Origin of the sequence: Chryseobacterium sp. OSA05B (assembly GCF_019970065.1) — a bacterium.
GTDB lineage: Bacteria > Bacteroidota > Bacteroidia > Flavobacteriales > Weeksellaceae > Chryseobacterium.
Genome location: NZ_JAHXYH010000001.1, coordinates 1,332,459 through 1,352,617, shown reverse-complemented (window position 1 = coordinate 1,352,617; position 20,159 = coordinate 1,332,459). Strand labels below are relative to the sequence as shown.

The window sequence follows — 20,159 nt, the reverse complement described above, 5'->3', positions numbered from 1 at the left end:
TGTACAAGGTACGCAGGAAAGTGGTAATTTTGAATAAGTTTAAAAAGATAGTCAATGGAATATCAGGAAGTTGATAATATAAAGAGCGTTTCAGATTACAATAAAATGGTAAACAATGAAACCCTGCATCCGCTGGTAAGTGTGGTAGATTTTTCAAAATCCGATCCCATATGCCAGTACAGGAGAACGTATACCTTTTATACCGTTTTCCTGAAAGATGTGATTTGTGGAGATATGCATTACGGCAAGCACAGCTACGACTATCAGGAAGGAACACTGGTTTTTATTGCTCCCGGACAGGTAAGCGGAGTGACCAATGACGGAAAATCCATACAGCCCGGTGGATATGCCTTGCTGTTTCATCCTGATCTGATCAAAGGAACTAATCTCGGTAAAAATATCAAAGACTACAGCTTCTTTTCTTATGACGTTCATGAAGCCCTTCATCTCTCGGAAAAAGAACGGGAAATTGTTTTGGAATGTTTTAAAAACATCAAGCTTGAACTCGAGCAGTCCATTGATAAGCATAGCAAATCACTAATTGTAAATAATATTGAACTGTTTTTGAATTACTGTATGCGTTTCTACGACCGTCAGTTCATTACCAGAGATCATATCAATCAGGGGGTAATTGGAAAATTTGAAAACCTTGTGGATGATTATTTTAAATCTGACAATCCTAAGAACATAGGTTTTCCGATGGTCAATTATTTTGCAGAAAAACTCAACCTGTCAGCCAATTACTTTGGAGACCTGATCAAAAAGGAATTAGGAGTATCCGCCCAGGAATTTATTCACAATAAACTCATCGATGCGGCAAAAGAACAGATCCTAAATCCTGCAAAATCTATCAGTGAAATCTCCTACGATCTTGGGTTTAAATATCCACAGCATTTCACCAGATTATTCAAAGCAAAAGTGGGAATTTCTCCCAGTGAATATAAAATGCTAAACTGATTGTTTTAAACACAAAAAGCACAAATATTTTCACAAACACCACAATTTTTCTCTACAATGATTTGTGAAATTAGTGTAAAAAATTAGTGTCATTCGTGTTAAAAAATCAAACACAAATACCACAAATATTTTCATAAATAGCACGATTTCAATTCATCATCATTTGTGAATATTAGTGTTAAAAATTAGTGATATTTGTGTTTAAATTTCCTCATTTCAAAAAACTGAATTAATTTTAATAGACAGAATTTTTCAAAGTTTTTAAAATGACAGTTCAGCCGACCAAGACTCACATTTTTCAGACCTCCTTTGGGAAAATTATAGCACTGAAAGAAAACGGCATTATCAGAGCAAAAAGCATCCGCTATGCCCATTCTGAAAGGTTTAAAAGACCAGTTACTGAGCAACCATCAGCTTCAGAAATTATTTTCCCGCACAAAACGCCCGTTTGCCCACAGGTGATAAGTCCGTTGGTGGAAAAGATGATTGGTCCCACTCATATTGAAGATTTTGATGCCGATGAATCTACCCAGTTTCTTTCCGTGTTCCGTCCTGAAAGTTTCACAGATAACGAAAAGCTTCCCGTGGTAGTATGGATCCATGGTGGTTCGCATGAGATCGGTTGTGGTGACCTCCCGACTTCTGATCCCAGTGACTGGGTGAAAGAACAGCACATCATTGTGGTTAATGTTTCCTACAGGCTTGGGCTGTTTGGCTTTCTGGGAGGAGATGAAGAAAGACAAGCTAATTTGGGACTGTTTGATATCATCGAAGCTTTAAAATGGATCAAAAACTATATCTCAGATTTTGGCGGCGATCCTGAAAATACGACACTTTTGGGGCAGTCATCAGGCGGTGACGCCATTGCTCACCTGATGATTTCCGAAGGTGTTGAAGGTTTGTTTAAACGGGTAATTATCCAGAGTGCGCCTTTGGGACTGCGCCACAGCCGACAGAAAATGTCTGCAGAATTTTTAAAAAGAACAGAATTTCTTAAAGATGAAAAAGATGTTTTAAAAATGGTAGAAGAATACCGGAAACATGTACCGGCGGTGATAAAATACGGGCTGAAGGCTGCGATGCCTTTCGGAACACAATATGGATTTCCTCCTTTATGTCAGGAAAATGAAGCGGTGGAAAAGTGGAAATCAAATGCAGAGAAATATGATGTGCTCATTGGTTTAAATGACAATGAAACGGCATTTTATCTCAAAACATCCGATGCTTTGAATAAATATTTCGGAAAAGGATTTGGCCTGGTCATTTTAGATAAAGCAGTAAGAAAAACTACGGAATTCATCTATGGAAAACCGGCAGAAGAATTTGCTGAAAATTATGCAAAAGCGGGAGGAAACGTTTATCTGTTCAGAATTCATTCAGAAACGGAACACAATCATATTGGGGCTGCACATTGTATCGATCTTCCTTTGGTCTTTGGGAATGAAGAAGCCTGGAAATCTGCAGAACTGCTGAAAGATATTCCGTGGGCGTATATTCATGAGAATGGTAAAAAGCTGAGAGCGCTTTGGACAGAATTTGCCAGAACCGGGAAAATATCAGAGACTTCTGAAAGACCTGAAATTCTAAGAGTCCGAAAAATTTAGTGTTAAACCTGTTAATGTTTTTGACTGAGTTCTACAGATTATGTTCCTGTTTATTTATGAAATTGATAGACTAAATCATGTATTTGTGAATAATTTTCAATGATTTGTTGATTATTTATTTATATTTGATTAACAAATCTTAAAACATATTACCTATGAAATCAAATGCACGAAAACTAAATCGAGAAGAACTTAAGAATTTAAAAGGAGGAGGACCTATCCGTGACAGGGTATGCTGTACTTCCAACGAAGATGGCTTCTGCTGTGAATGGGCCATCAATATGGAGAATTGCAGATACATATTCTGCTAAGAACGATCGTATCAGTACAATTTAAGACATACATGAACCAAGAGATGATCATCCGGTCATGTATGTTTTTTTATGAGTGGAATTATTCAGAAATCCAGACACTTACATTCCCTGCAGGAACAGGAAAATTTCCCCATCCATTTTCATCAATGACCACTTCACCTTCTACTCTTTTAAGCAGATCATGAAATTTTTTACCGGCATAGCGTTTCCCCATTTCCATAGGTTTGCTGTACGTGTCTTTGTTACTTAGAACCACAGCACATCCCGAATGTTCGTCATCTCCTTCGCGCGTCCAGCCAAGACAGTTAGCGTCTTCAAAATAATCCCTCTGTTCACCGTAGGCATGTTCTTTTCTTGCCATAAGAAGTTCTTCAATGCCATCTACTTTTTCCAGAAAAATTTCCTGGTCATTGCCATCTCCGCCTTTATCGGTATAATGAGCCCCATATAGATCAGGGTAAAATACACACGGATAACCATTCTCCCGAAGCAGAATTAAAGCATAAGCCAACGGCTTGAACCATGATTCTACCGGAGCTTCAAGGTCCTGCAAAGGCTGTGTATCGTGATTGCCCACAAGACTTACAGAGTGCATAGGATCAGCCTGGGTAAGCGTTTCATCAAAAATTCTTCGGAGATCATAGGAGCTGCCTTCGTTGGAAGCGGTGTGGAAATTATTCTGAAGTGAGCTGTCAAAAAGGCTCATGCATCCTTCGGTAACCTCAATATATTTCTGAAGCAGATTCAGCTGTCCCGGAGCCCAATATTCTCCCACTGCGAAAATGTTTTTTCCGGAATTGGAGCGAAGCATTGTCAGCCATTCTTTATAAAAATCAAAGGAGATATGTTTTAAAGCATCCAGTCTTACCCCGTCAAAATCAGTCAGGTTAAAATACCATTCCGCCCAGCTGTTGAGCTCTTCACGGACAAACGGATTACGGTGTTCGATGTCGTTGTACATCAGATAATCGTAGTTTCCCTTCTCATCATCAATCATTTCTTCCCAGTCGTTACCGTACTCCGACTGTATCTTATAAATGTGGGATTCCATACCTTCGGCAAAATCTACACCGCTGAAGCAGGTGAAATTCCATTCGAAATCTGAATATTTTTTTCCTCTTCCGGGAAATGTGAATTTAGTGTAGGATTCTATTTCGATAACATCTGAAATAATTTTTTCCCTGTTGTTTTCATCAACTTTTACAGCCTTAAATTTTTCCAGCTCATCGCCGCCGGCTTTGTGTCCCAGAACAATATCAACGATGACCCCGATATTCTGTTTTTTTAAGGCTTTAATGGCTTTTAAATAATCATTTTGGGTTCCATATTTAGTGGGAAGACTTCCTTTCTGATCAAATTCTCCAAGATCATACAGATCATAGGCATCATAACCTACCGAGTATCCGCCATTTGCGCCTTTATAAGCGGGAGGGAACCACACCGAAGTGATCCCTAATTTTGCCAGATAGGCGGCCTGTTTTTCTGCTTCTTTCCATAATTTTCCGTTTCCTTCAGAATACCAGTGGAAAAATTGAATCATTGTCGTGTTCATAGGCTGTGATTTGGGTTGCTTTCCTACAAGATAGTGAAAATTTTCTATCTGTTGATTCTCAAATTCTTCGAACGGGATTTTTAGTTGAATAGAAACCTGCTTTTTCTCTTCCGTGTTGAGGTGGGAGAGAGACAGGCCCAGTAATCTTACCGGTTTGTCAAAAGGTCTGAGTTCCCAAAGTTTTTTCCCGGTATTGAAATACTGTTCAGGAGAAGTGAAATAGTCTTCCTTTGTAAAACTTCTTGTAAAAAGTGAAAAGTCTTTGTATTTAATTTTTAAAGTCAAAGCTCTTCCTAGGATATTATTCTTTTGCAGACGCTGATGCAGTTCCTGACTCAGGTGATCCAGCTTCTCATTAATTTCCTGATCATCAAAAAGGTCTTCAAAAAAAGTCCTTTCTACCGCAACGCTTTTCTGGATGCGATGAGGTTTGACTTCAGAATTATGAATGCCCCGGACAACATTGTAATAATAGCCGCCAGATTTCCCGAAAAGCCTTACCAATTCTTCGAGTGATTTCTTTTTTAAATCTTTTCCTTTATAAATGCCTAAACTAAACATTTTGTTAGCTGTAACCTTTCCTACGCCATAAAATTTTTCAACGGGAAGTTCTTCCAGGAAACCCTCAATTCGATCAGGATGAATAGTCTTTTGTCCGTTCGGTTTATTGATATCGGAAGCCACTTTTGCCAGAAATTTGTTGACCGAAATCCCTGCAGAAGCCGTCAATCCTGTCTGTTCAAATATTTTCTGACGAATTTCTTTAGCAATCTGATTGGCCGATTCAATATCTTTTTTATTTTCAGTGACATCCAGATAGGCCTCATCCAAAGAAAGAGGTTCTACGAGATCTGTATATTCATGAAAAATTTCCCGGATCTGTTTAGAGATTTCTTTATAACGGGCAAAACGCGGAGGAACAAAAATAATATGCGGACATTTCTCTTTAGCTGTTTTGCTGGGCATTGCAGAGCGGACTCCATATTTTCGTGCCTCATAACTCGCCGCTGAAACTACACCACGGTGCTCTCCTCCCACAGCAATAGGTTTCCCCTTAAGCGAAGGATCATCATGCTGTTCTACGGAAGCATAAAATGCGTCCATATCGACATGAATAATTTTACGGGTGGGAAAAGAAGAATCCATACCGCAAAGATATGGATTCATTTATTTTGAATTAAATTCTAATCAGGTTTTCATTCGCATGGTAACCAATAATGAATCAAAGCCTGCTTTTTCATAAGCTTTTACAGCAGATTCGTTTTGGGAATAAACATCCAGTCTTATTTCAGAAAGACCTTTGGATTTTGACCAATTGATCAGTTCATCAAGAATTAACTTATTCACCCCTTTTCCTCTGTGCTCGGGCTTTACGTACATAAAACCTAAATAAGCGTATCGATCAAAATTAGAATAGTCATTTCCCGGTTCTTTAATCTTGGCATAACCGGATGCGATGATTTCATTATTCTCTTCCGTGACCAGTACTAAGGCATCCTGAGACTTTATCAGTTGAAGCAGATCATAGTAATGAATCTCTCCATCACGCAGCGTACTGTTAAATGGTCTTTCTGCAAAGACAATTCCCTGTTCAAATTCTAAAAGGACCTTTAGATCCTGTTCTGTAGCTTCTCTTGTAATCATTATTTTGAAAGACGGTTTATGGTTTCCTGGATCTCCGGATCTTCGGGAGAAATGGCGTAGTATTTTGCGATAGAAGACTTTTGATCTACTACCATATATCTTGGAATCCAGTTCAGGTCAACGTAGTTGTTGAAATTATTTTTCCATCCTGAAGCAAACCAGTAATTGTCTTTATCCTTCATATTGAATCTGTCCAGACTTTTGTCAAAACCTTCTTTTGATCTTTCCAGAGACAGAAATACGAAATCTACATTCGGATTGTTTTTTTCGAGTTCTTCAGCTTTGGGAAGCGCCTTTAAACAGTCTCTGCACCATCCGGCCCAGAAATCAATCACTAAAACTTTTCCTTTATGCTGATCAAGAATCTGCTGAATGGTAATATTCTTCCCTTCCTCATCTTCCAGCTTCTGTACTAAAGCTTCTTTGGAGAAAGAGGTTTTGAGTACTTGAGGCTGCTGCTGCGCAGAGTTTAGCCCGAAAATACCGATCATAAAAATGAATGCTAACTTTTTCATTCTTTCAATTTCATTTATACAAATCTAAACAATGAAACGCAATCTGAGATTGATTTCTTATGAATTAGGAAAAATTTATGAATTGAAAATTTCTATAAAGATCTATGGGTAGTTTCTGATCAGGCCTTTCACCACTGCAATCACATTCGGCATGGCTTTATTGGCTGCATTCAGAACTTCTTCGTGAGAAACGGCAAGCGCAATATCCGGCCCGCCAAGATCTGTAATCACGGAGATACAGAAAACATCCATGGACATATGTCTGGCGACAATGACTTCTGGAACGGTGCTCATTCCTACCATATCGCCACCGATGGCTTTAATCATTCCGTACTCTGCAGGAGTTTCAAAGGTAGGTCCCTGTAAAGCTACATAAACACCCTGATGAATCTTAATATGCTGTTCGGCAGCAGCTTTTTCAGCCACTTCGATCATTTTTCTGTTGTAAGGTTCGCTCATGTCCACAAAACGGGGTCCGAACGATTCAATATTTTTGCCACGAAGCGGATGTTCAGGCATCATATTGATATGGTCTTTTAAGATAACGATATCTGCTACATTGTAAGCAGGATTGACGCCGCCGCATGCATTGGAAAGGATAAGATTTTTAATGCCTAACAGATGAAAAACCCTTATCGGAAAAGTTACGGTTTCCATAGAGTGGCCCTCGTAATAATGAAAGCGTCCGCTCATCATCAGCACTTTTTTGCCTTCAAGAATTCCGTAAATTAATTTTCCGCCGTGTCCGGCAACAGTCGTTTGCGGGAAGTTGGGGATTTCAGGATATTCCAGAACGTGAATGGCTTCCACTTCGTCCTGTAGTTTTCCCAGTCCGGATCCTAAAACGATCGCAAAATCTGGAGTTTCTTTAATAATATTGTGAATGAAATCTGCAGTCTGCTTAATTTTTTCTAACATAATCTAAGATGATTTGGTTGAATTCTTCCTTTTTATCAATGATGACATTGATCGGCCAGTAGTAAACAATTTCCCTAAGATAATCAAAAGTTTTCAGACGTACATAATCTTTCTCTGTGGTCAGGATCAGTTTGTATTCCCCTAATTTTTTATATTCTGCGATGATTTTTTTGATGTCATCATCCGTAAAATTATGGTGGTCCCTGAATTTTAAATGCTTAACCCGCTGTGAGAATTTGGACAGATGCTCAAGAAGAGGTTTCGGATTGGCAATTCCCGTGATCAAAAGGATATCGTAATAATTCAGGTTGTTATCCGGAAGCATTTTATCCCTTCCGTACACATTTTCATCGTAGCCAATGGAGGAAAAGAAAACTTTCTGGTTGTGGGAAGGTCTTATCCTCGAAATATAATATCGTTTGGTTTCTTCGGTAAGCTCATCCGGACATTTGCTGACCATGATGATATCTGCTCTGCTGGAACCATTTCGGGATTCTCTTAAATCTCCGGCAGGAAGCAGGTGGTCTTTGAAATAGGGATCATTAAAATCAGTCATCAGAATATTGAATCCTGCTTTGATCGCTCTGTGCTGCAAAGCATCGTCGAGAACAAGGACATCCAGGTCCATATCTTCGATCACTTTTTTAGCGCCGGGAACTCTTTCTTCTGAAACAGCAATAACGAAACGGTTTTTGAAGCGCTCAAAAAGCTGCATGGCTTCATCGCCTACTACTTTATAATTGCTGTCATAATTCGTTACTTCGTAGCCTTTGCTCAGTCTTCCGTAGCCACGTGAAAGTACGCCTGTCCTGTAGTGTTTGGACAGGTATTGGGCAAGATACATCACCATAGGCGATTTTCCGCTTCCGCCCACAGAAAGGTTACCGACATTGATTATCGGGGTCTTGAACTTAGTCGTCTTAAAAACTCCCAGATCATACATTGTGTTTCGGATACCCGTTACCAAATGATAACCAAGGGAAAAAGGATAAAGGTACCATCTTTTCATACGTTTGCAAAAATAGGAATTTTCATAAGGATTTTGTGTAATATTCTCAAAGACTTTTCAACAAATATTTCATTAAATTAAAGTATTTTTGTGGAGTTATTTTAATACATTGAGATACTTTATTGAATTTTCTTACAATGGCAAAAATTATTTCGGTTACCAGATACAGCCGGATGCCATTTCTGTACAGGAAGAACTGGAAAAAGCGCTTTCCACCATATTAAGGGAAGAAATTAAAACTACAGGTGCCGGAAGAACGGATACCGGGGTTCACGCCAAAAAAATATTTGCCCATTTCGATACGGAAAAAGAGGTGGATGTGATCAACCTTCCTTATAAACTGAACAGTTTTCTGCCTCCCGATATCAGCATAAAAAGAATGTTTCAGGTGAAAGATGATTTTCATGCCCGTTTTGATGCTACGTACAGAACGTATGAATATTATATTTCTCTGGCCAAAAATCCATTCACCCAGGAGTCTGCATGGCAGCACTGGAAAAGACCGCTGGATATTCAAAAAATGAACGAAGCCTGCAAGATTCTGTTTGAATATGAGGATTTTACCAGTTTTGCGAAATTAAAAACGGACAACAAAACCAATATCTGCAAAATGTACAAGGCCGAGTGGGAGCAGGATGGAACAGAACTTAAGTTTACGGTTTCAGCCAATCGCTTCCTCAGAAATATGGTGCGTGCTATTGTAGGAACCATGGTGGAAATCGGAAGTGGTAAGATTAAGCCTGAAGATCTGCGAAAAATCATTGAAGATAAACACCGAAATGCTGCCGGAACTTCAGCGCCGGGACACGGACTGTTTCTTGTAGACGTGGGCTATGAATTTTAGTCTGAAGAGAACTAAACCTATCTGATCATTTCAACGTTTTCGTATATGATTCTGTTTGTTCACAATACAGAAAAATTTGTTATTTTAGCAGGATAACTATTTCCATGAAAAGATTCTTTGCATCCCTTTCTTTAGCATGAAGTGTTCTTTGGTGGAAATAGAAAAAGTACTGAACGTATGATGAATTCAGGAATGGCCTGAATTTTCTGCTATGATAAAAACACGAATTATGTTATCAATTTTTATTCTTATCGGAGCCTACCGATATTACGCACAGCTTGCCGAAAGGTTCGGGAAAACAAAATGGCACTATGGGCTTTTAGCTATTGGAGTATATCTGGGAACGCAATTGTTTTTTGGTTTTTCTTATGGAATTTATCAGGGAATCAGCAATCCCGATGCTCTGGAGGAAGTCAATTATACAGGATTTTCTATCATTAATATCATCAGCTGGATTATTTCCATTGCAGCCGTTTATGGTGTTTATCAGCTTCTTGAAAGGAAATTAGTGAAGGAGCATGTGAATAAACCTTCCATAGAAATTGAAAAGATCGGGGACAAGAATTTATAAAATCTGGATGACATAAAGCCAGGTGACTGAAGTCATCAGTTTCTCCCAATTAGCATCATAAAATCATCAGCCATGACTGAAATTGAAAAACTAGCATTTGCCCTGAATCAGTTTGCCGGCATTTCTGAAGAGGAATTTAAAATTTCTGAAGATTTCTGGCTGCCGAAGACGTATAAAAAAGGAGAATTTTACAATCTCCGTGGCACTGTCTGTACCTATTTCGGATTTATTACTGATGGGGTTTTCAGGTCTTACACTATTGAGGAGAAAACAGGCGAGGAGAAAAATGTCTTTCTGTATTCTGCGAATGGTTTTGTGGTTTCTTTTAAAAGTTTTATCAATCAGATTCCGTGTGATTACCATACCCAGGCTTTGACAGATGCTTCCATTGTCTACATCCGGTACACGGATTTACTTTCGCTGTACCAGCAATCGCATCGCTGGGAGAAGTTTGGAAGACTTCTGGCTCAGGAAGCATTCAATATTACCATGACCAGAATTGAGGGATTTCTGCTGAAGTCTCCTGAAGAACGGTATTTGGACCTGATCAGCCAGCATCCGGATATTTTCAATAATGTTCCTCTGTATCATATTTCTTCCTATCTGGGTATTCAGGGACCGTCTCTGAGCAGGATAAGAAAAAGAATTTCAGGGAAGTAGTACGATTTTAACCGAGGTTAAAATAATCCTCATTTTATCTGCGGAACTTTGTCTCATAATTTAAAACAATAAAGATTATGAAAACAAAAACAATCGTATTGATTCATGGATTATTTGTGAACAATACAAGCTGGAAAGACTGGAAAACTTATTTTGAAGGACATGGCTACACTGTTCATACGCCTTCCAATCCCGGACATGAAGGAAATCCTGAACAATTGAAAAAGAATATTCCGTCAGAATTGAAAAATGTAGGCTTTGATGATACGGTTGACCATCTGGTGAAATTCATCGATGCACTTCCTGAGAAACCCATTGTTATCGGACACTCATTTGGTGGTTTGATGGTTCAGAAACTGATTGATATGGGAAAAGCGGTGGCTGGTGTCAGCATTGATGGTGCACCTCCTAAAAATGTAATGGCTCCTTTTTCTACGGTAAAAATAGTATGGCCGGTTGTGAATTTCTTTAAAGGAAACAGTCCGTATTTAGGTTCAAAAGAGTGGTATCATAAAGCATTTTTCAACAATTATTCAAAAGCGGAAAGCGATCAGTTATACGAAACGGTGGCTGCTCCTGAAAGCCGTAAACTGGCCAGAGATCCACTTTTTAAATCTTCTGCGACATTAGATGTAAAGAAACCTCACGAACCTCTGCTTTTCATCGCCGGTTCCAATGATCACATTTTCCCCGCAGCTTTTTCCCGAAAAATAGCATCCGCTTACAAAGATCCAAACAGCATTGTGGATTTTAAAGAATTTGAAGGACGAAGTCATTTTATCTGTGGTGAAAAAGGATGGGAAGAAGTAGCGGAATACATTCTGAACTGGCTGAAAAACCGGGCTTAATATATTCATATTGTAAATAACTCTTATCTGAAATTTTCTATAACGAATTGGTGAAGTTGTAAAGGCTGTCAAATTATAAAGTCTTATTTTTGCATAGAATTTTAAATTCTTTCTTCAACTCGTACAATGAAAAAACAAGATACCTGGGGGATTGTTAAGAGGTTGTTCTTTATTGGAATGAAATTCCGTTCCTGGTTCATCCTTACTTTAATAATTTCCGTCATACTGTCCATAGTTTCTACCTACAGGCCTTATCTTACCATGGAAGTGGTGGATAACGATATCACCAAGCTGAAGGATAAAGCTTTGATGATGAAGCATATCTATATCCTGGTAGGTTTGGTTTTTGCAGAAACTATTTTAAACTTTTTCTTAGTTTATTTTTCAAATTATATTTCGCAGAACGTTATCCGTGATATTCGTGAGAGGCTCTATGCGAAGCTGATCTACTTCAGAACCTCATTCTTTGATAAGACCCCTATCGGGCAGCTCGTGACCCGTGCTGTAGGGGATGTGGAAACGATTGCCACCGTATATACCGACGGTTTCCTGATGGTTTTTGGAGATATTCTGAGAATTGTATTCGTTCTGGTAATGATGTTCAGCACGAATGTCCATCTGAGTTATATTACATTGGCGATTCTACCTTTGATGGTGGTGATCACCAGATTTTTCCAGAAAAGACTGAAAAAAGCTTTCGGGGACGAGAGAACCTGGACAGCCAATCAGAACTCTTTTGTTCAGGAAAGACTGGCAGGAATGTCTATTATTCAGGTATTCAACAGACAGGGTGCTGAATTTAAAAAGTTTGATGACATTAATATTACCCTGAAAAGTGCTTTATTGAGAACGGTTTTCATCTTCTCACTATTCTTTCCGGTGGTAGAATTGATTTCCTCACTATTTATAGGATTTATCCTTTTTTATGGTGGGTATATCACGATCAGTGCCGGTGTTGTTATTGCATTTATCCAGTATATCTCCATGCTGATCCGTCCGTTAAGACAGATTGCAGACCGGTTCAATAATATCCAGAGAGGGATTGTAGGGGCAGAAAGAGTATTGGGAGTGATGGATGAAGATTACGCAATGCCGAATACGGGAACTGTGAAAAAAGATCATTTTGACGGTAAAATTGAATTTGAGAATGTGCGTTTTGCGTACGATGAGAAGCAGGAAGTACTGAAAGGAATTGATTTTAAAGTAAATCCCGGAGAAACAGTTGCTATTGTAGGGGCTACAGGTGCCGGAAAATCCACAATTATCAGCTTGATCACGAGACTCTATGATATTAATTCCGGAAGAATTGTCATTGATGATGTTGATTTAAAGGATTACGAGCTGTATAACCTGAGAAGTCATATTGGCGTGGTGCTGCAGGATGTATTCCTTTTCCATGGAAGTATTTTTGAAAACCTCGCGTTTGGTGATGATACCATTACGTTGGAAAAAATAAAAGCAGGAGCCAGAGAAATTGAAGTGGATGCATTTATCGAGCAACTTCCGGGCGGCTATGATTTTGTGGTAAGCGAAAGGGGTTCCTCTATTTCTTTAGGGCAGAGACAGCTGTTGTCTTTCCTGAGAGCTTATCTATCAGATCCCAAAATTCTGATTCTGGACGAAGCGACCTCTTCAATAGATCATGAAAGTGAAAAATTAATCCAGAGAGCCACAGAAAAAATTACTAAAAACAGAACCTCCATTATTATTGCCCACAGACTTTCTACTATTGAAAAAGCAGATAAAATTATTGTCATGGAGCATGGAAAAATCGTGGAGGAAGGAAAGCATTTAGAGCTTCTTGATAAGAACGGATACTACGCAACCCTTTACAAAGCACAGCTGAGACATGAAGTGGAACTGGAAGAAGAAGAGCAGAATTCATAGATCAATTGATTGTATATAAAACAAAAAGAGAACCTCGCAGCTCTCTTTTTTATTTGAATATGTTTTCTTAGAATCTTAATTTCTTAGTGATTACTTTTCCGTTTTCCAGAACCGCTGTTACGGTTAAAATCGTATTCTTTTCATTCACAGGGAATCTGAATTCAGAGGATTTTATATCTGTCCTGCCAGTAAGCAGTCTTCCTGAAGCATCATAAATATGAAGGGAAGAAATTTTCAGATCACTTTTTATGTATACAGAGTTCTCATCTTTAATAATCTGTGCGGTGTGTACCTTGGCAACATTTTCTACAGCCAGTAAGCCCGGTCGCGAAATGATCACCGAATAATCTTCTACCTGCCCATACTTTGGAGTATAGCATGCTGTAACGGCTGTTCCGTTAAATTCACCGATTACTCTCATTCTCAAAGCGATGTTCGCTACAGCAGTTGCAGGAGGCGTTATTGAAGCCGTCGCAACAGAGCCGCTGCTGATTCCACTTTGGTTAAGAACAAGTTCAGTCGTTTCATTAAACTGTCCGTCATTATTATAATCAATATAAGCTTTGATAATATGCGGATTGCTGGTGCCCGGTGCAACGGTTAGAGTTGTTGCCGTTCCGCCGGGAATCGAAGTTTTGGAAACGCCAGCGCAGTAATTTCCGGTAAAGTTTTCGTAGAAATTATTGGAAGCCTGCTTATAGTTGGAAGAATAATTATTGATATCTGCAAATTTCACAGACGTGATCCCGATATTGAATCCTCCGGGATTCGTCATAGTGGTCGGAGCACATGCTGCGGTTAAAACAGAGCTGTTATCAGGTATCGTGGAAGAAGCAACAGGGGAGTTGATTAAAGACTGTCTATACTGCAGGAGTTGTGCCGTTGCCCGGTCGGTCTGCCCGGAAGTAAATAAGTCTCTGAAGCAGTAGGTATAGGCCATGACATTTCTCTCACCACCCGCATAAACCACACTGGTACATGGATTGATCTGTCCTGTCTGGCAGCTGCTTGGAACAGAAGAATGATAAAGGCTTTTCATAGGTTCTGTATCGCAAACCAGATCTCCCTGCAATGTACAATCAGTATTGGTAGGGCAGGCTCCTGTAGATTCCGTATAGCCTTCATGAGTATGGCGAAGTCCCAGAGCATGTCCGAATTCATGGGCTAGCGTTTGCTTATTCACTGCGGAAGCGCTTGTTGCCATAAAAGAATAATCCTTGCTGCCTCCCGGATAGTAAGCATATCCGTTCAGTGCTCCTGCATTGGAAGTTAGTTTCTTAACGACATATATATTGTAATATTTGCTGGTGTCCCACATCCCTAGGGCGGTGATCTCGGTAGCAGTTACTGCATTGGTAGTATTGTCATCATTGACTCCTCCGCTCACATATTTTGGAAGATGGGATGCATTGATTCTGTTGATTCCATTGGTTGCAGCACAGCTTGGATTTACTTTAGCAAAAACAAATTTCACAGGCAGTACAGCACTCGTTCCGGACATACCGCTGGATGAACTTCCGGCAAATACACCGTTCGTATAATTGACCCATGCAATAATATCAGCATCGGATTTGTTGTTTACGGTTCCTATAGCACTTCCGTCACTTACTACATGCACCACCACCGGAATTTCATAAACCAGCTTTTTGTTGATGGTTTTAGCAAATTTTCCGCTTTTGATCAGTTTGGATATTTCTACATTAAAAGCATCATCCTGAGCTTTCTGTTCCGGATACCTTTCATAATGCTTCCGCATCAGTTCATCGGTTCCGCATTCCTGAGGTTCCAGCTTCTGCGAGTAGAAATTTGAGCAGAGTAAACCTGAAGCAATAATTAATAGTAGTTTTTTCATGAATATATTATTTAAATTGTGGGGTATTAAAAATAAATAAAATAATCAATGAATTAGTAGATTTTATAGTTTATTGATTGTTAAATTATGTAATTGACTTTTAAAAGTTAATTAAATTAACGAATCAGTATATAAATGAAAAACCGTAATTTAATATAAATTGCGATTAAAATTCAACAAATAAAAGTTTAAAACGTTTTATATTTTCTTAAATCTACAAAATACAAAATTTTGTACGGTATTAAAAGGTGTTATATGGTTTACGGTATGACATCTTATTTTTTCAAAATCTGATTCAAATCCAGCAGCCATTGATTGTTCATCGTACTGCTGAATCTTAAGTCCGCTGCACTTGATCGGGCCATTTTTGGAAAAAGTTCCTATAATCATGAATCCCCGTACATTTTTCTTTGCTATGGAAGTGTATTTTAGGATCTGTTCCGATGTTGTCAGAAAGTGAAATGCTGCCCGGTCGTGCCAGATATCATACGTTTCATCCGTATCAAATTTAGTAATATCAGCTACGATCCATTTTACCTTTTCAGCCTTACTTCCTAATCTTACCTTTGCTTTTTCCAAAGCTTTTGATGAAATGTCGAGCACAGTGATATTTTCATAGCCTTCATCCAGTAAAAAATCTACAAGATTACTATCTCCGCCTCCGATATCAATGATTTTGGCATCTTTACCCAATTCACAGGAATGAATGAAATCGAGGGAGGTCTGTGGTTTTTGCTGAGTCCAGCTTACCTGATCCGGATTTTTGGTTTTATATACGTTTTCCCAGTGATCGGTGTTGGTATTACTCATCTGAATGTATTTAAATGGGGATAAAAGAACTTGAATTTGGTTTTTCTCAGGAAATCTATTATTCCTTTAACTGTTGGTTTATTTCTTCAAATTTATGAATTAATCCATTTAATTTTCCCTGCTGTTTCCTGATAGTTTTGGGTCTTAAATAGAACCAGTTGAAAGCTACCCAAAAAAAAGTGATCCCGTACGTTAAAACGGCATACATCATCTCCATTCTTGAAGCGTATTCATACATATAGAGGCTAATCCCAGCGAACAGCATGATGAAATATAAGTTCAGCATCGTGGTCTGCATAAATTTCTGCTTATTCTTCAGTGAATACAGACTTTGCAGATATTCAGCATTCGTTTGGGTACTGTCGAGTTTATAAATAAGCCTGAACAGCTTATTATAAACAAACAGGAAAATAGCCATAGCCAGAATAACCAATACAATTCCGATTTTGGTAGATAGAAACTGAGGCTGATAATAATACCAGATAAATCCTATGAATAGGCTGGTGAGGATCAGCAATATATTGGTGAGCAATAACCTTTTTAAGTTTTCGTTTTTGAATTTCGTAAGTCTGCCAAGCAATTCTTCGAGACTGGGTTTTTCAGCAGTCTGCTGTTTCCAGAGGTTTTTAAAATCTATATTAGTAGCCATTTTCTTTGAATCTTTTTGTTAATTTTTCTTTTATCCTGTGAATCCTTACCCTTATATTGGATTCCGAAAGTCCTACAATACCGGCAATTTCAGCCTGTCTCACTTCTTCAAGTTCCATCGAAATAATGATTCTGTCCGTTTCAGGCAGCTCAGAAATAAACTGATACAGCAACTGGATCTGCGGTTCCATAGATTCCTGTTTTTTTTCTTCGAGATGAATGGGAAGTTCCGCTTTCGTAAATTTTTTCTCTTTTTCAATCTGTTTTAAACAGTTATTGGAGGCAATTCTAAAGATCCATGTCCTGATACTGGATTCATTCCTGAATTTCGGAAGTTGCCGCCAGACAATAATGAAGGTTTCCTGAGCGAGATCCTGTGCCAGGTCAGAATTATTTACATATCCCATGCATAAACGGAATATCTTCTGCCAGTACAGCTCATATATATCTTCAAATACCATTATTTGGAGGATAAAAAGTTATTCAACTGTACAAAATACCACTCTTTATCGTCGTACATGATAAAATGAAGCCCTTTGGAAGCATACCTCATATCTGCATTTTTTAAATTTTTATATTGATTTTCAATAGCCGGTTTAAAATTAACAAAATAAGATTCCAGAAGGATAAGCGAAGGACATTGAATCGTTTTAATTTTTTCACGTAAATCTGTATTGGAAAAATCGCAGTACATTTTGGCAAAAGTGGTCCGGTCGGATTTCACGCTCCAGTCAATTACGGTTTCCTGCATAGCTGGATCTGCGACAAGGCGTGGGATCATGCCAGTTTGCATTTGTTTAAACTGCTCATCACTCATGGCTTTTAATGTATTGATTGTTGACGTGCAGTCGTTATTTTCTTTAGAGGTGAAATTCGGATTCGATAATGCAGCCAGACATGGAAGAGCATCCACAACAACTATTTTGGAAATAAGTTCCGGATAATCTGCTGCTAATGCCATAGCCAGACCGCCTCCCATACTGTGCCCAATGATGATGGGCTTATCAATTTTCTGGTCCTTGATATAAGCTGCAATTTCTTTTTCCCAATCCTTAAAACTGGCATCTGCCAATGGTTGTACGCCTGCAAATCCTTTCATGGTTAACACATAGCAGGAAAATTTGCTATCAAATTTGGATACCGTTTCATTCCAAACGTCTCCCGAAGAAGCAAATCCGGGAATAAAAATAATTGCCTGTTTGCCTTGCCCTGTTTTTTTGATTTCAAAAGGATACGTTTTTGTCTGTCCGAATATATTGCAAGCTGCTGCAAAAACTAACATCAGGATAAAGAAGATTCTGTATTTTTTCATGATTATAAAATTTTAAAGTGAATATGCCTTTTAGAGACAGACTTTTTTAAAATGTTACAAAATGTTTTAAATTATTCTTTTAAAGTTGTCTTTACCGTTCATTCATTACTGAAAATCTTTGATTTTCTTGGGCCTTAACATACCCATATTTTATTAAATCTCGTGCCCTTACGATTTTCCAACACGCTAATTTCACATTTAAAAATCTTTAAATTCATTGATCAATATGGTCTTTTCTCCCGCTTAAAACATTTGATTTTTATACAACTTAAAATGAAATACATTAAAACTCTCTGGATACTTGGGCTATTTCAACAAGTTTTCAAGATAATAGTGTTGTAAAATAGCACGTTACAGCTGCTTTATATTATTCATGCAAAGATTTATTTTTTTAATAGTTTTTCCTGATTTAATAGGCTTTTTAAAAATGTTTTCTATTAAATTTCTGAGCTTTGAAATTATTTTATAATTATGAAAAAATGTAAAATCCGTATAAAATCATCAAATTGAGTAAAAAAATAGTATTTACCTGATGGTTATATTGGAAAATTCACTAATTTTATTACTAATTAAGAAGGTGCCCCTAGCTTGCTGAAGGGTATAAAGTATAAAGTTGAATTTTTAACTAAAATCCAAAAATATAAATGAGTAACATACAAGATGAATTTAAAGTCTTTAAAGACGAGCTAAAAAAACTGAATATCGATGTACAGAAAGTAGTGAAAGTAGGGAATGGAAGCATGGATTTCCACGAGGTTTTTTACAAGTCACCAAGATACCAGGAAATAAAAAGCGTGTATGTCCAGCGTCATAATCTGGACAGTATGGTGGAGAAATTTAAAAAGGCTTACCACTAAAAATAAAATGGGCGCCGCAGATTCTCTGCGGCGCCCGGCTTTTATAGCTGTTGATGTTAATCTTTGTCCAGTGAGGAGTTTTCTTTTGTGTCCTTCATTCCGGCGTATACAATCAGTGAGAACAAAATACATCCGGTGATATACCAGTAGAAATACTGTTCTGTTCCCGCTTGCTTGAACCAAAGGGCGATATACTCTGCAGTTCCTCCGAAAATAGCCACTGTAAGCGCATATGGAAGACCTACTCCCAGCGCTCTGATCTCAGAAGGAAAGAGTTCTGCTTTGACAACAGCATTGATGGAAGTATAACCGCTGACAATAATAAGCGCTGCCATAATCAGGAAAAATGCAGTCCACATCGAAGTAGTTGTACTTAAAGCGGTGAGAAGTGGAACCGTAAATAATGTTCCAAGGATTCCAAAACCTAAAAGTAAGGGTCTTCTTCCGATTCTATCCGACAATGCCCCGAATACAGGCTGCAGGCAGGCAAATATAAACAGGGAAACAAAAGAAATCAGGGTAGACTGTTCTTTGGTAAGATGAACAGTATTCACCAAGAACTTCTGCATGTAGGTAGTATAGGTGTAAAAAGCCAGAGTTCCTCCTAAAGTAAGTCCAATTACAGTAAGTAATGCTTTCGGGTGTTTCAGAAGCTCTGTAACGGTTCCTTTTTTCTTGTCGTTAACCTCTTTTTTATTCTCAAAAGCTTCCGTTTCGTGAAGATTGGCTCTTAAATACAAAGCAATAACAGAAAGTAAAGCTCCGATGACGAATGGAATTCTCCAGCCTCATTCTTCAAGCTGAGTCTCTGTTAAAAGCAGTTTCTGCAGAATCAACTGAATTCCCAACGCGATCAGCTGTCCTCCTATAAGCGTTACATATTGAAAGCTCGAATAAAATCCTCTTCGGTTTTCCGATGCCATCTCGCTGAGGTAGGTTGCAGAAACGCCATATTCCCCACCCACGCTCAATCCCTGCAAGAGTCTGGCAATTAATAATAGAGCAGGAGCTAAAATACCTATGGTTTTGTAAGTTGGGGTAAGAGCAATAAGCAGCGAACCGAAAGACATCAGCAAAACAGAAAGCGTCATCGCTTTTTTTCTCCCGATCTTATCTGCAATACTTCCGAAAATCCAGCCTCCGATAGGTCGCATCAGGAAGCCTACAGCAAAAATTCCTGCCGTATTCATCAATTGGGCATTCAGGTCGGAATCCGGGAAAAAGGAATTGGAAAAATAAATCGCGAAAGCGGCGTAAGCATACCAGTCGTACCATTCGACCAGGTTTCCTACGGAACCGCCCACAATGGCTTTGATCCTTTGAGCAGTTGTAATTTGAGTAGTATTCATATGAGTAA

At 38.5% G+C, this 20,159-nt stretch carries 17 protein-coding genes and 3 pseudogenes; 8 read left to right on the top strand and 12 right to left on the bottom strand.

Annotated features, from left to right (window positions below):
- Positions 1 to 54 precede the first annotated feature (54 nt).
- Both LC419_RS06175 and LC419_RS06170 read left to right on the top strand, forming a co-directional pair.
- Positions 55 to 957 (top strand): AraC family transcriptional regulator, encoded by a 903-nt coding sequence (locus LC419_RS06175; RefSeq protein WP_223606531.1) that lies wholly within the window; start codon positions 55 to 57, stop codon positions 955 to 957.
- Positions 958 to 1,223: 266 nt separating this feature from the next.
- Positions 1,224 to 2,561: a carboxylesterase family protein gene (locus LC419_RS06170; RefSeq protein WP_223606530.1), complete on the top strand. Its 1,338-nt coding sequence runs from the start codon at positions 1,224 to 1,226 to the stop codon at positions 2,559 to 2,561.
- Positions 2,562 to 2,954: 393 nt separating this feature from the next.
- Here LC419_RS06170 and LC419_RS06165 read toward each other — a convergent pair.
- The 6 genes and pseudogenes from LC419_RS06165 to lpxK form a co-directional block, all read right to left on the bottom strand.
- A pseudogene (locus LC419_RS06165) lies at positions 2,955 to 4,412 on the bottom strand (alpha-amylase); the annotation flags it as partial.
- Between the two features lie 75 nt (positions 4,413 to 4,487).
- Positions 4,488 to 5,573, bottom strand: a pseudogene (gene dinB, locus LC419_RS06160) (DNA polymerase IV); the annotation flags it as partial.
- Between the two features lie 42 nt (positions 5,574 to 5,615).
- Positions 5,616 to 6,071, bottom strand: coding sequence for a GNAT family N-acetyltransferase (locus LC419_RS06155; RefSeq protein ID WP_223606529.1), 456 nt, complete (start codon positions 6,069 to 6,071; stop codon positions 5,616 to 5,618).
- Positions 6,071 to 6,586, bottom strand: coding sequence for a thioredoxin family protein (locus tag LC419_RS06150; protein ID WP_223606528.1), 516 nt, complete (start codon positions 6,584 to 6,586; stop codon positions 6,071 to 6,073). The genes LC419_RS06155 and LC419_RS06150 overlap by 1 nt, the downstream gene beginning before the upstream one ends.
- A 102-nt stretch (positions 6,587 to 6,688) precedes the next feature.
- On the bottom strand, positions 6,689 to 7,504 hold the full coding sequence (locus tag LC419_RS06145) for a purine-nucleoside phosphorylase (RefSeq protein WP_223606527.1): 816 nt from the start codon (positions 7,502 to 7,504) through the stop codon (positions 6,689 to 6,691).
- Positions 7,488 to 8,513 (bottom strand): tetraacyldisaccharide 4'-kinase, encoded by a 1,026-nt coding sequence (lpxK, locus tag LC419_RS06140; RefSeq protein ID WP_223606526.1) that lies wholly within the window; start codon positions 8,511 to 8,513, stop codon positions 7,488 to 7,490. Before lpxK ends, LC419_RS06145 begins: the two co-directional genes overlap by 17 nt.
- A gap of 109 nt (positions 8,514 to 8,622) precedes the next feature.
- On the opposite strand from lpxK, the gene truA reads away from it, so the two are divergent.
- From truA to LC419_RS06115, 5 genes are all read left to right on the top strand, one after another.
- Positions 8,623 to 9,357 (top strand): tRNA pseudouridine(38-40) synthase TruA, encoded by a 735-nt coding sequence (truA, locus tag LC419_RS06135; RefSeq protein WP_034723817.1) that lies wholly within the window; start codon positions 8,623 to 8,625, stop codon positions 9,355 to 9,357.
- A gap of 229 nt (positions 9,358 to 9,586) precedes the next feature.
- The gene (locus LC419_RS06130; RefSeq protein WP_223606525.1) at positions 9,587 to 9,928 is read left to right on the top strand and encodes a hypothetical protein; all 342 of its coding nucleotides are present in this window, start codon (positions 9,587 to 9,589) and stop codon (positions 9,926 to 9,928) included.
- Positions 9,929 to 10,000: 72 nt separating this feature from the next.
- Positions 10,001 to 10,588 carry a Crp/Fnr family transcriptional regulator gene (locus tag LC419_RS06125; protein ID WP_223606524.1) on the top strand — a complete coding sequence of 196 codons (588 nt, stop codon included), beginning with the start codon at positions 10,001 to 10,003 and terminating at the stop codon, positions 10,586 to 10,588.
- 77 nt (positions 10,589 to 10,665) lie between these two features.
- Positions 10,666 to 11,436: a carboxylesterase gene (locus tag LC419_RS06120; protein WP_223606523.1), complete on the top strand. Its 771-nt coding sequence runs from the start codon at positions 10,666 to 10,668 to the stop codon at positions 11,434 to 11,436.
- A gap of 126 nt (positions 11,437 to 11,562) precedes the next feature.
- Positions 11,563 to 13,323 (top strand): ABC transporter ATP-binding protein, encoded by a 1,761-nt coding sequence (locus tag LC419_RS06115; RefSeq protein ID WP_223606522.1) that lies wholly within the window; start codon positions 11,563 to 11,565, stop codon positions 13,321 to 13,323.
- 67 nt (positions 13,324 to 13,390) lie between these two features.
- On the opposite strand, the gene LC419_RS06110 is transcribed toward LC419_RS06115, so the two are convergent.
- From LC419_RS06110 to LC419_RS06090, 5 genes are all read right to left on the bottom strand, one after another.
- On the bottom strand, positions 13,391 to 15,175 hold the full coding sequence (locus tag LC419_RS06110; RefSeq protein ID WP_223606521.1) for a GEVED domain-containing protein: 1,785 nt from the start codon (positions 15,173 to 15,175) through the stop codon (positions 13,391 to 13,393).
- 198 nt (positions 15,176 to 15,373) lie between these two features.
- Positions 15,374 to 15,985 (bottom strand): class I SAM-dependent methyltransferase, encoded by a 612-nt coding sequence (locus LC419_RS06105; protein ID WP_223606520.1) that lies wholly within the window; start codon positions 15,983 to 15,985, stop codon positions 15,374 to 15,376.
- Between the two features lie 58 nt (positions 15,986 to 16,043).
- The gene (locus LC419_RS06100; RefSeq protein ID WP_223606519.1) at positions 16,044 to 16,634 is read right to left on the bottom strand and encodes a hypothetical protein; all 591 of its coding nucleotides are present in this window, start codon (positions 16,632 to 16,634) and stop codon (positions 16,044 to 16,046) included.
- The gene (locus tag LC419_RS06095) at positions 16,624 to 17,094 is read right to left on the bottom strand and encodes an RNA polymerase sigma factor (protein WP_223606518.1); all 471 of its coding nucleotides are present in this window, start codon (positions 17,092 to 17,094) and stop codon (positions 16,624 to 16,626) included. The genes LC419_RS06100 and LC419_RS06095 overlap by 11 nt, the downstream gene beginning before the upstream one ends.
- Positions 17,094 to 17,945, bottom strand: coding sequence for an alpha/beta fold hydrolase (locus LC419_RS06090; protein WP_223606517.1), 852 nt, complete (start codon positions 17,943 to 17,945; stop codon positions 17,094 to 17,096). The genes LC419_RS06095 and LC419_RS06090 overlap by 1 nt, the downstream gene beginning before the upstream one ends.
- Positions 17,946 to 18,589: 644 nt before the next feature.
- Here LC419_RS06090 and LC419_RS06085 point away from each other — a divergent pair.
- Positions 18,590 to 18,802 (top strand): hypothetical protein, encoded by a 213-nt coding sequence (locus LC419_RS06085; protein WP_040997349.1) that lies wholly within the window; start codon positions 18,590 to 18,592, stop codon positions 18,800 to 18,802.
- A gap of 56 nt (positions 18,803 to 18,858) precedes the next feature.
- On the opposite strand, the pseudogene LC419_RS06080 reads toward LC419_RS06085, so the two are convergent.
- Positions 18,859 to 20,151: pseudogene (locus LC419_RS06080) on the bottom strand (MFS transporter).
- Positions 20,152 to 20,159 lie beyond the last annotated feature (8 nt).

What these genes read in the sequence shown, in the direction of transcription:
- LC419_RS06175 (WP_223606531.1), top strand. Translation starts at nt 55, where the DNA reads ATGGAATATCAGGAAGTTGATAATATAAAGAGCGTTTCAGATTACAAT.
- LC419_RS06170 (WP_223606530.1), top strand. Translation starts at nt 1,224, where the DNA reads ATGACAGTTCAGCCGACCAAGACTCACATTTTTCAGACCTCCTTTGGG.
- LC419_RS06155 (WP_223606529.1), bottom strand. Translation starts at nt 6,071, where the DNA reads ATGATTACAAGAGAAGCTACAGAACAGGATCTAAAGGTCCTTTTAGAA.
- LC419_RS06150 (WP_223606528.1), bottom strand. Translation starts at nt 6,586, where the DNA reads ATGAAAAAGTTAGCATTCATTTTTATGATCGGTATTTTCGGGCTAAAC.
- LC419_RS06145 (WP_223606527.1), bottom strand. Translation starts at nt 7,504, where the DNA reads ATGTTAGAAAAAATTAAGCAGACTGCAGATTTCATTCACAATATTATT.
- lpxK (WP_223606526.1), bottom strand. Translation starts at nt 8,513, where the DNA reads ATGAAAAGATGGTACCTTTATCCTTTTTCCCTTGGTTATCATTTGGTA.
- LC419_RS06130 (WP_223606525.1), top strand. Translation starts at nt 9,587, where the DNA reads ATGTTATCAATTTTTATTCTTATCGGAGCCTACCGATATTACGCACAG.
- LC419_RS06125 (WP_223606524.1), top strand. Translation starts at nt 10,001, where the DNA reads ATGACTGAAATTGAAAAACTAGCATTTGCCCTGAATCAGTTTGCCGGC.
- LC419_RS06120 (WP_223606523.1), top strand. Translation starts at nt 10,666, where the DNA reads ATGAAAACAAAAACAATCGTATTGATTCATGGATTATTTGTGAACAAT.
- LC419_RS06115 (WP_223606522.1), top strand. Translation starts at nt 11,563, where the DNA reads ATGAAAAAACAAGATACCTGGGGGATTGTTAAGAGGTTGTTCTTTATT.
- LC419_RS06110 (WP_223606521.1), bottom strand. Translation starts at nt 15,175, where the DNA reads ATGAAAAAACTACTATTAATTATTGCTTCAGGTTTACTCTGCTCAAAT.
- LC419_RS06105 (WP_223606520.1), bottom strand. Translation starts at nt 15,985, where the DNA reads ATGAGTAATACCAACACCGATCACTGGGAAAACGTATATAAAACCAAA.
- LC419_RS06100 (WP_223606519.1), bottom strand. Translation starts at nt 16,634, where the DNA reads ATGGCTACTAATATAGATTTTAAAAACCTCTGGAAACAGCAGACTGCT.
- LC419_RS06095 (WP_223606518.1), bottom strand. Translation starts at nt 17,094, where the DNA reads ATGGTATTTGAAGATATATATGAGCTGTACTGGCAGAAGATATTCCGT.
- LC419_RS06090 (WP_223606517.1), bottom strand. Translation starts at nt 17,945, where the DNA reads ATGAAAAAATACAGAATCTTCTTTATCCTGATGTTAGTTTTTGCAGCA.
- LC419_RS06085 (WP_040997349.1), top strand. Translation starts at nt 18,590, where the DNA reads ATGAGTAACATACAAGATGAATTTAAAGTCTTTAAAGACGAGCTAAAA.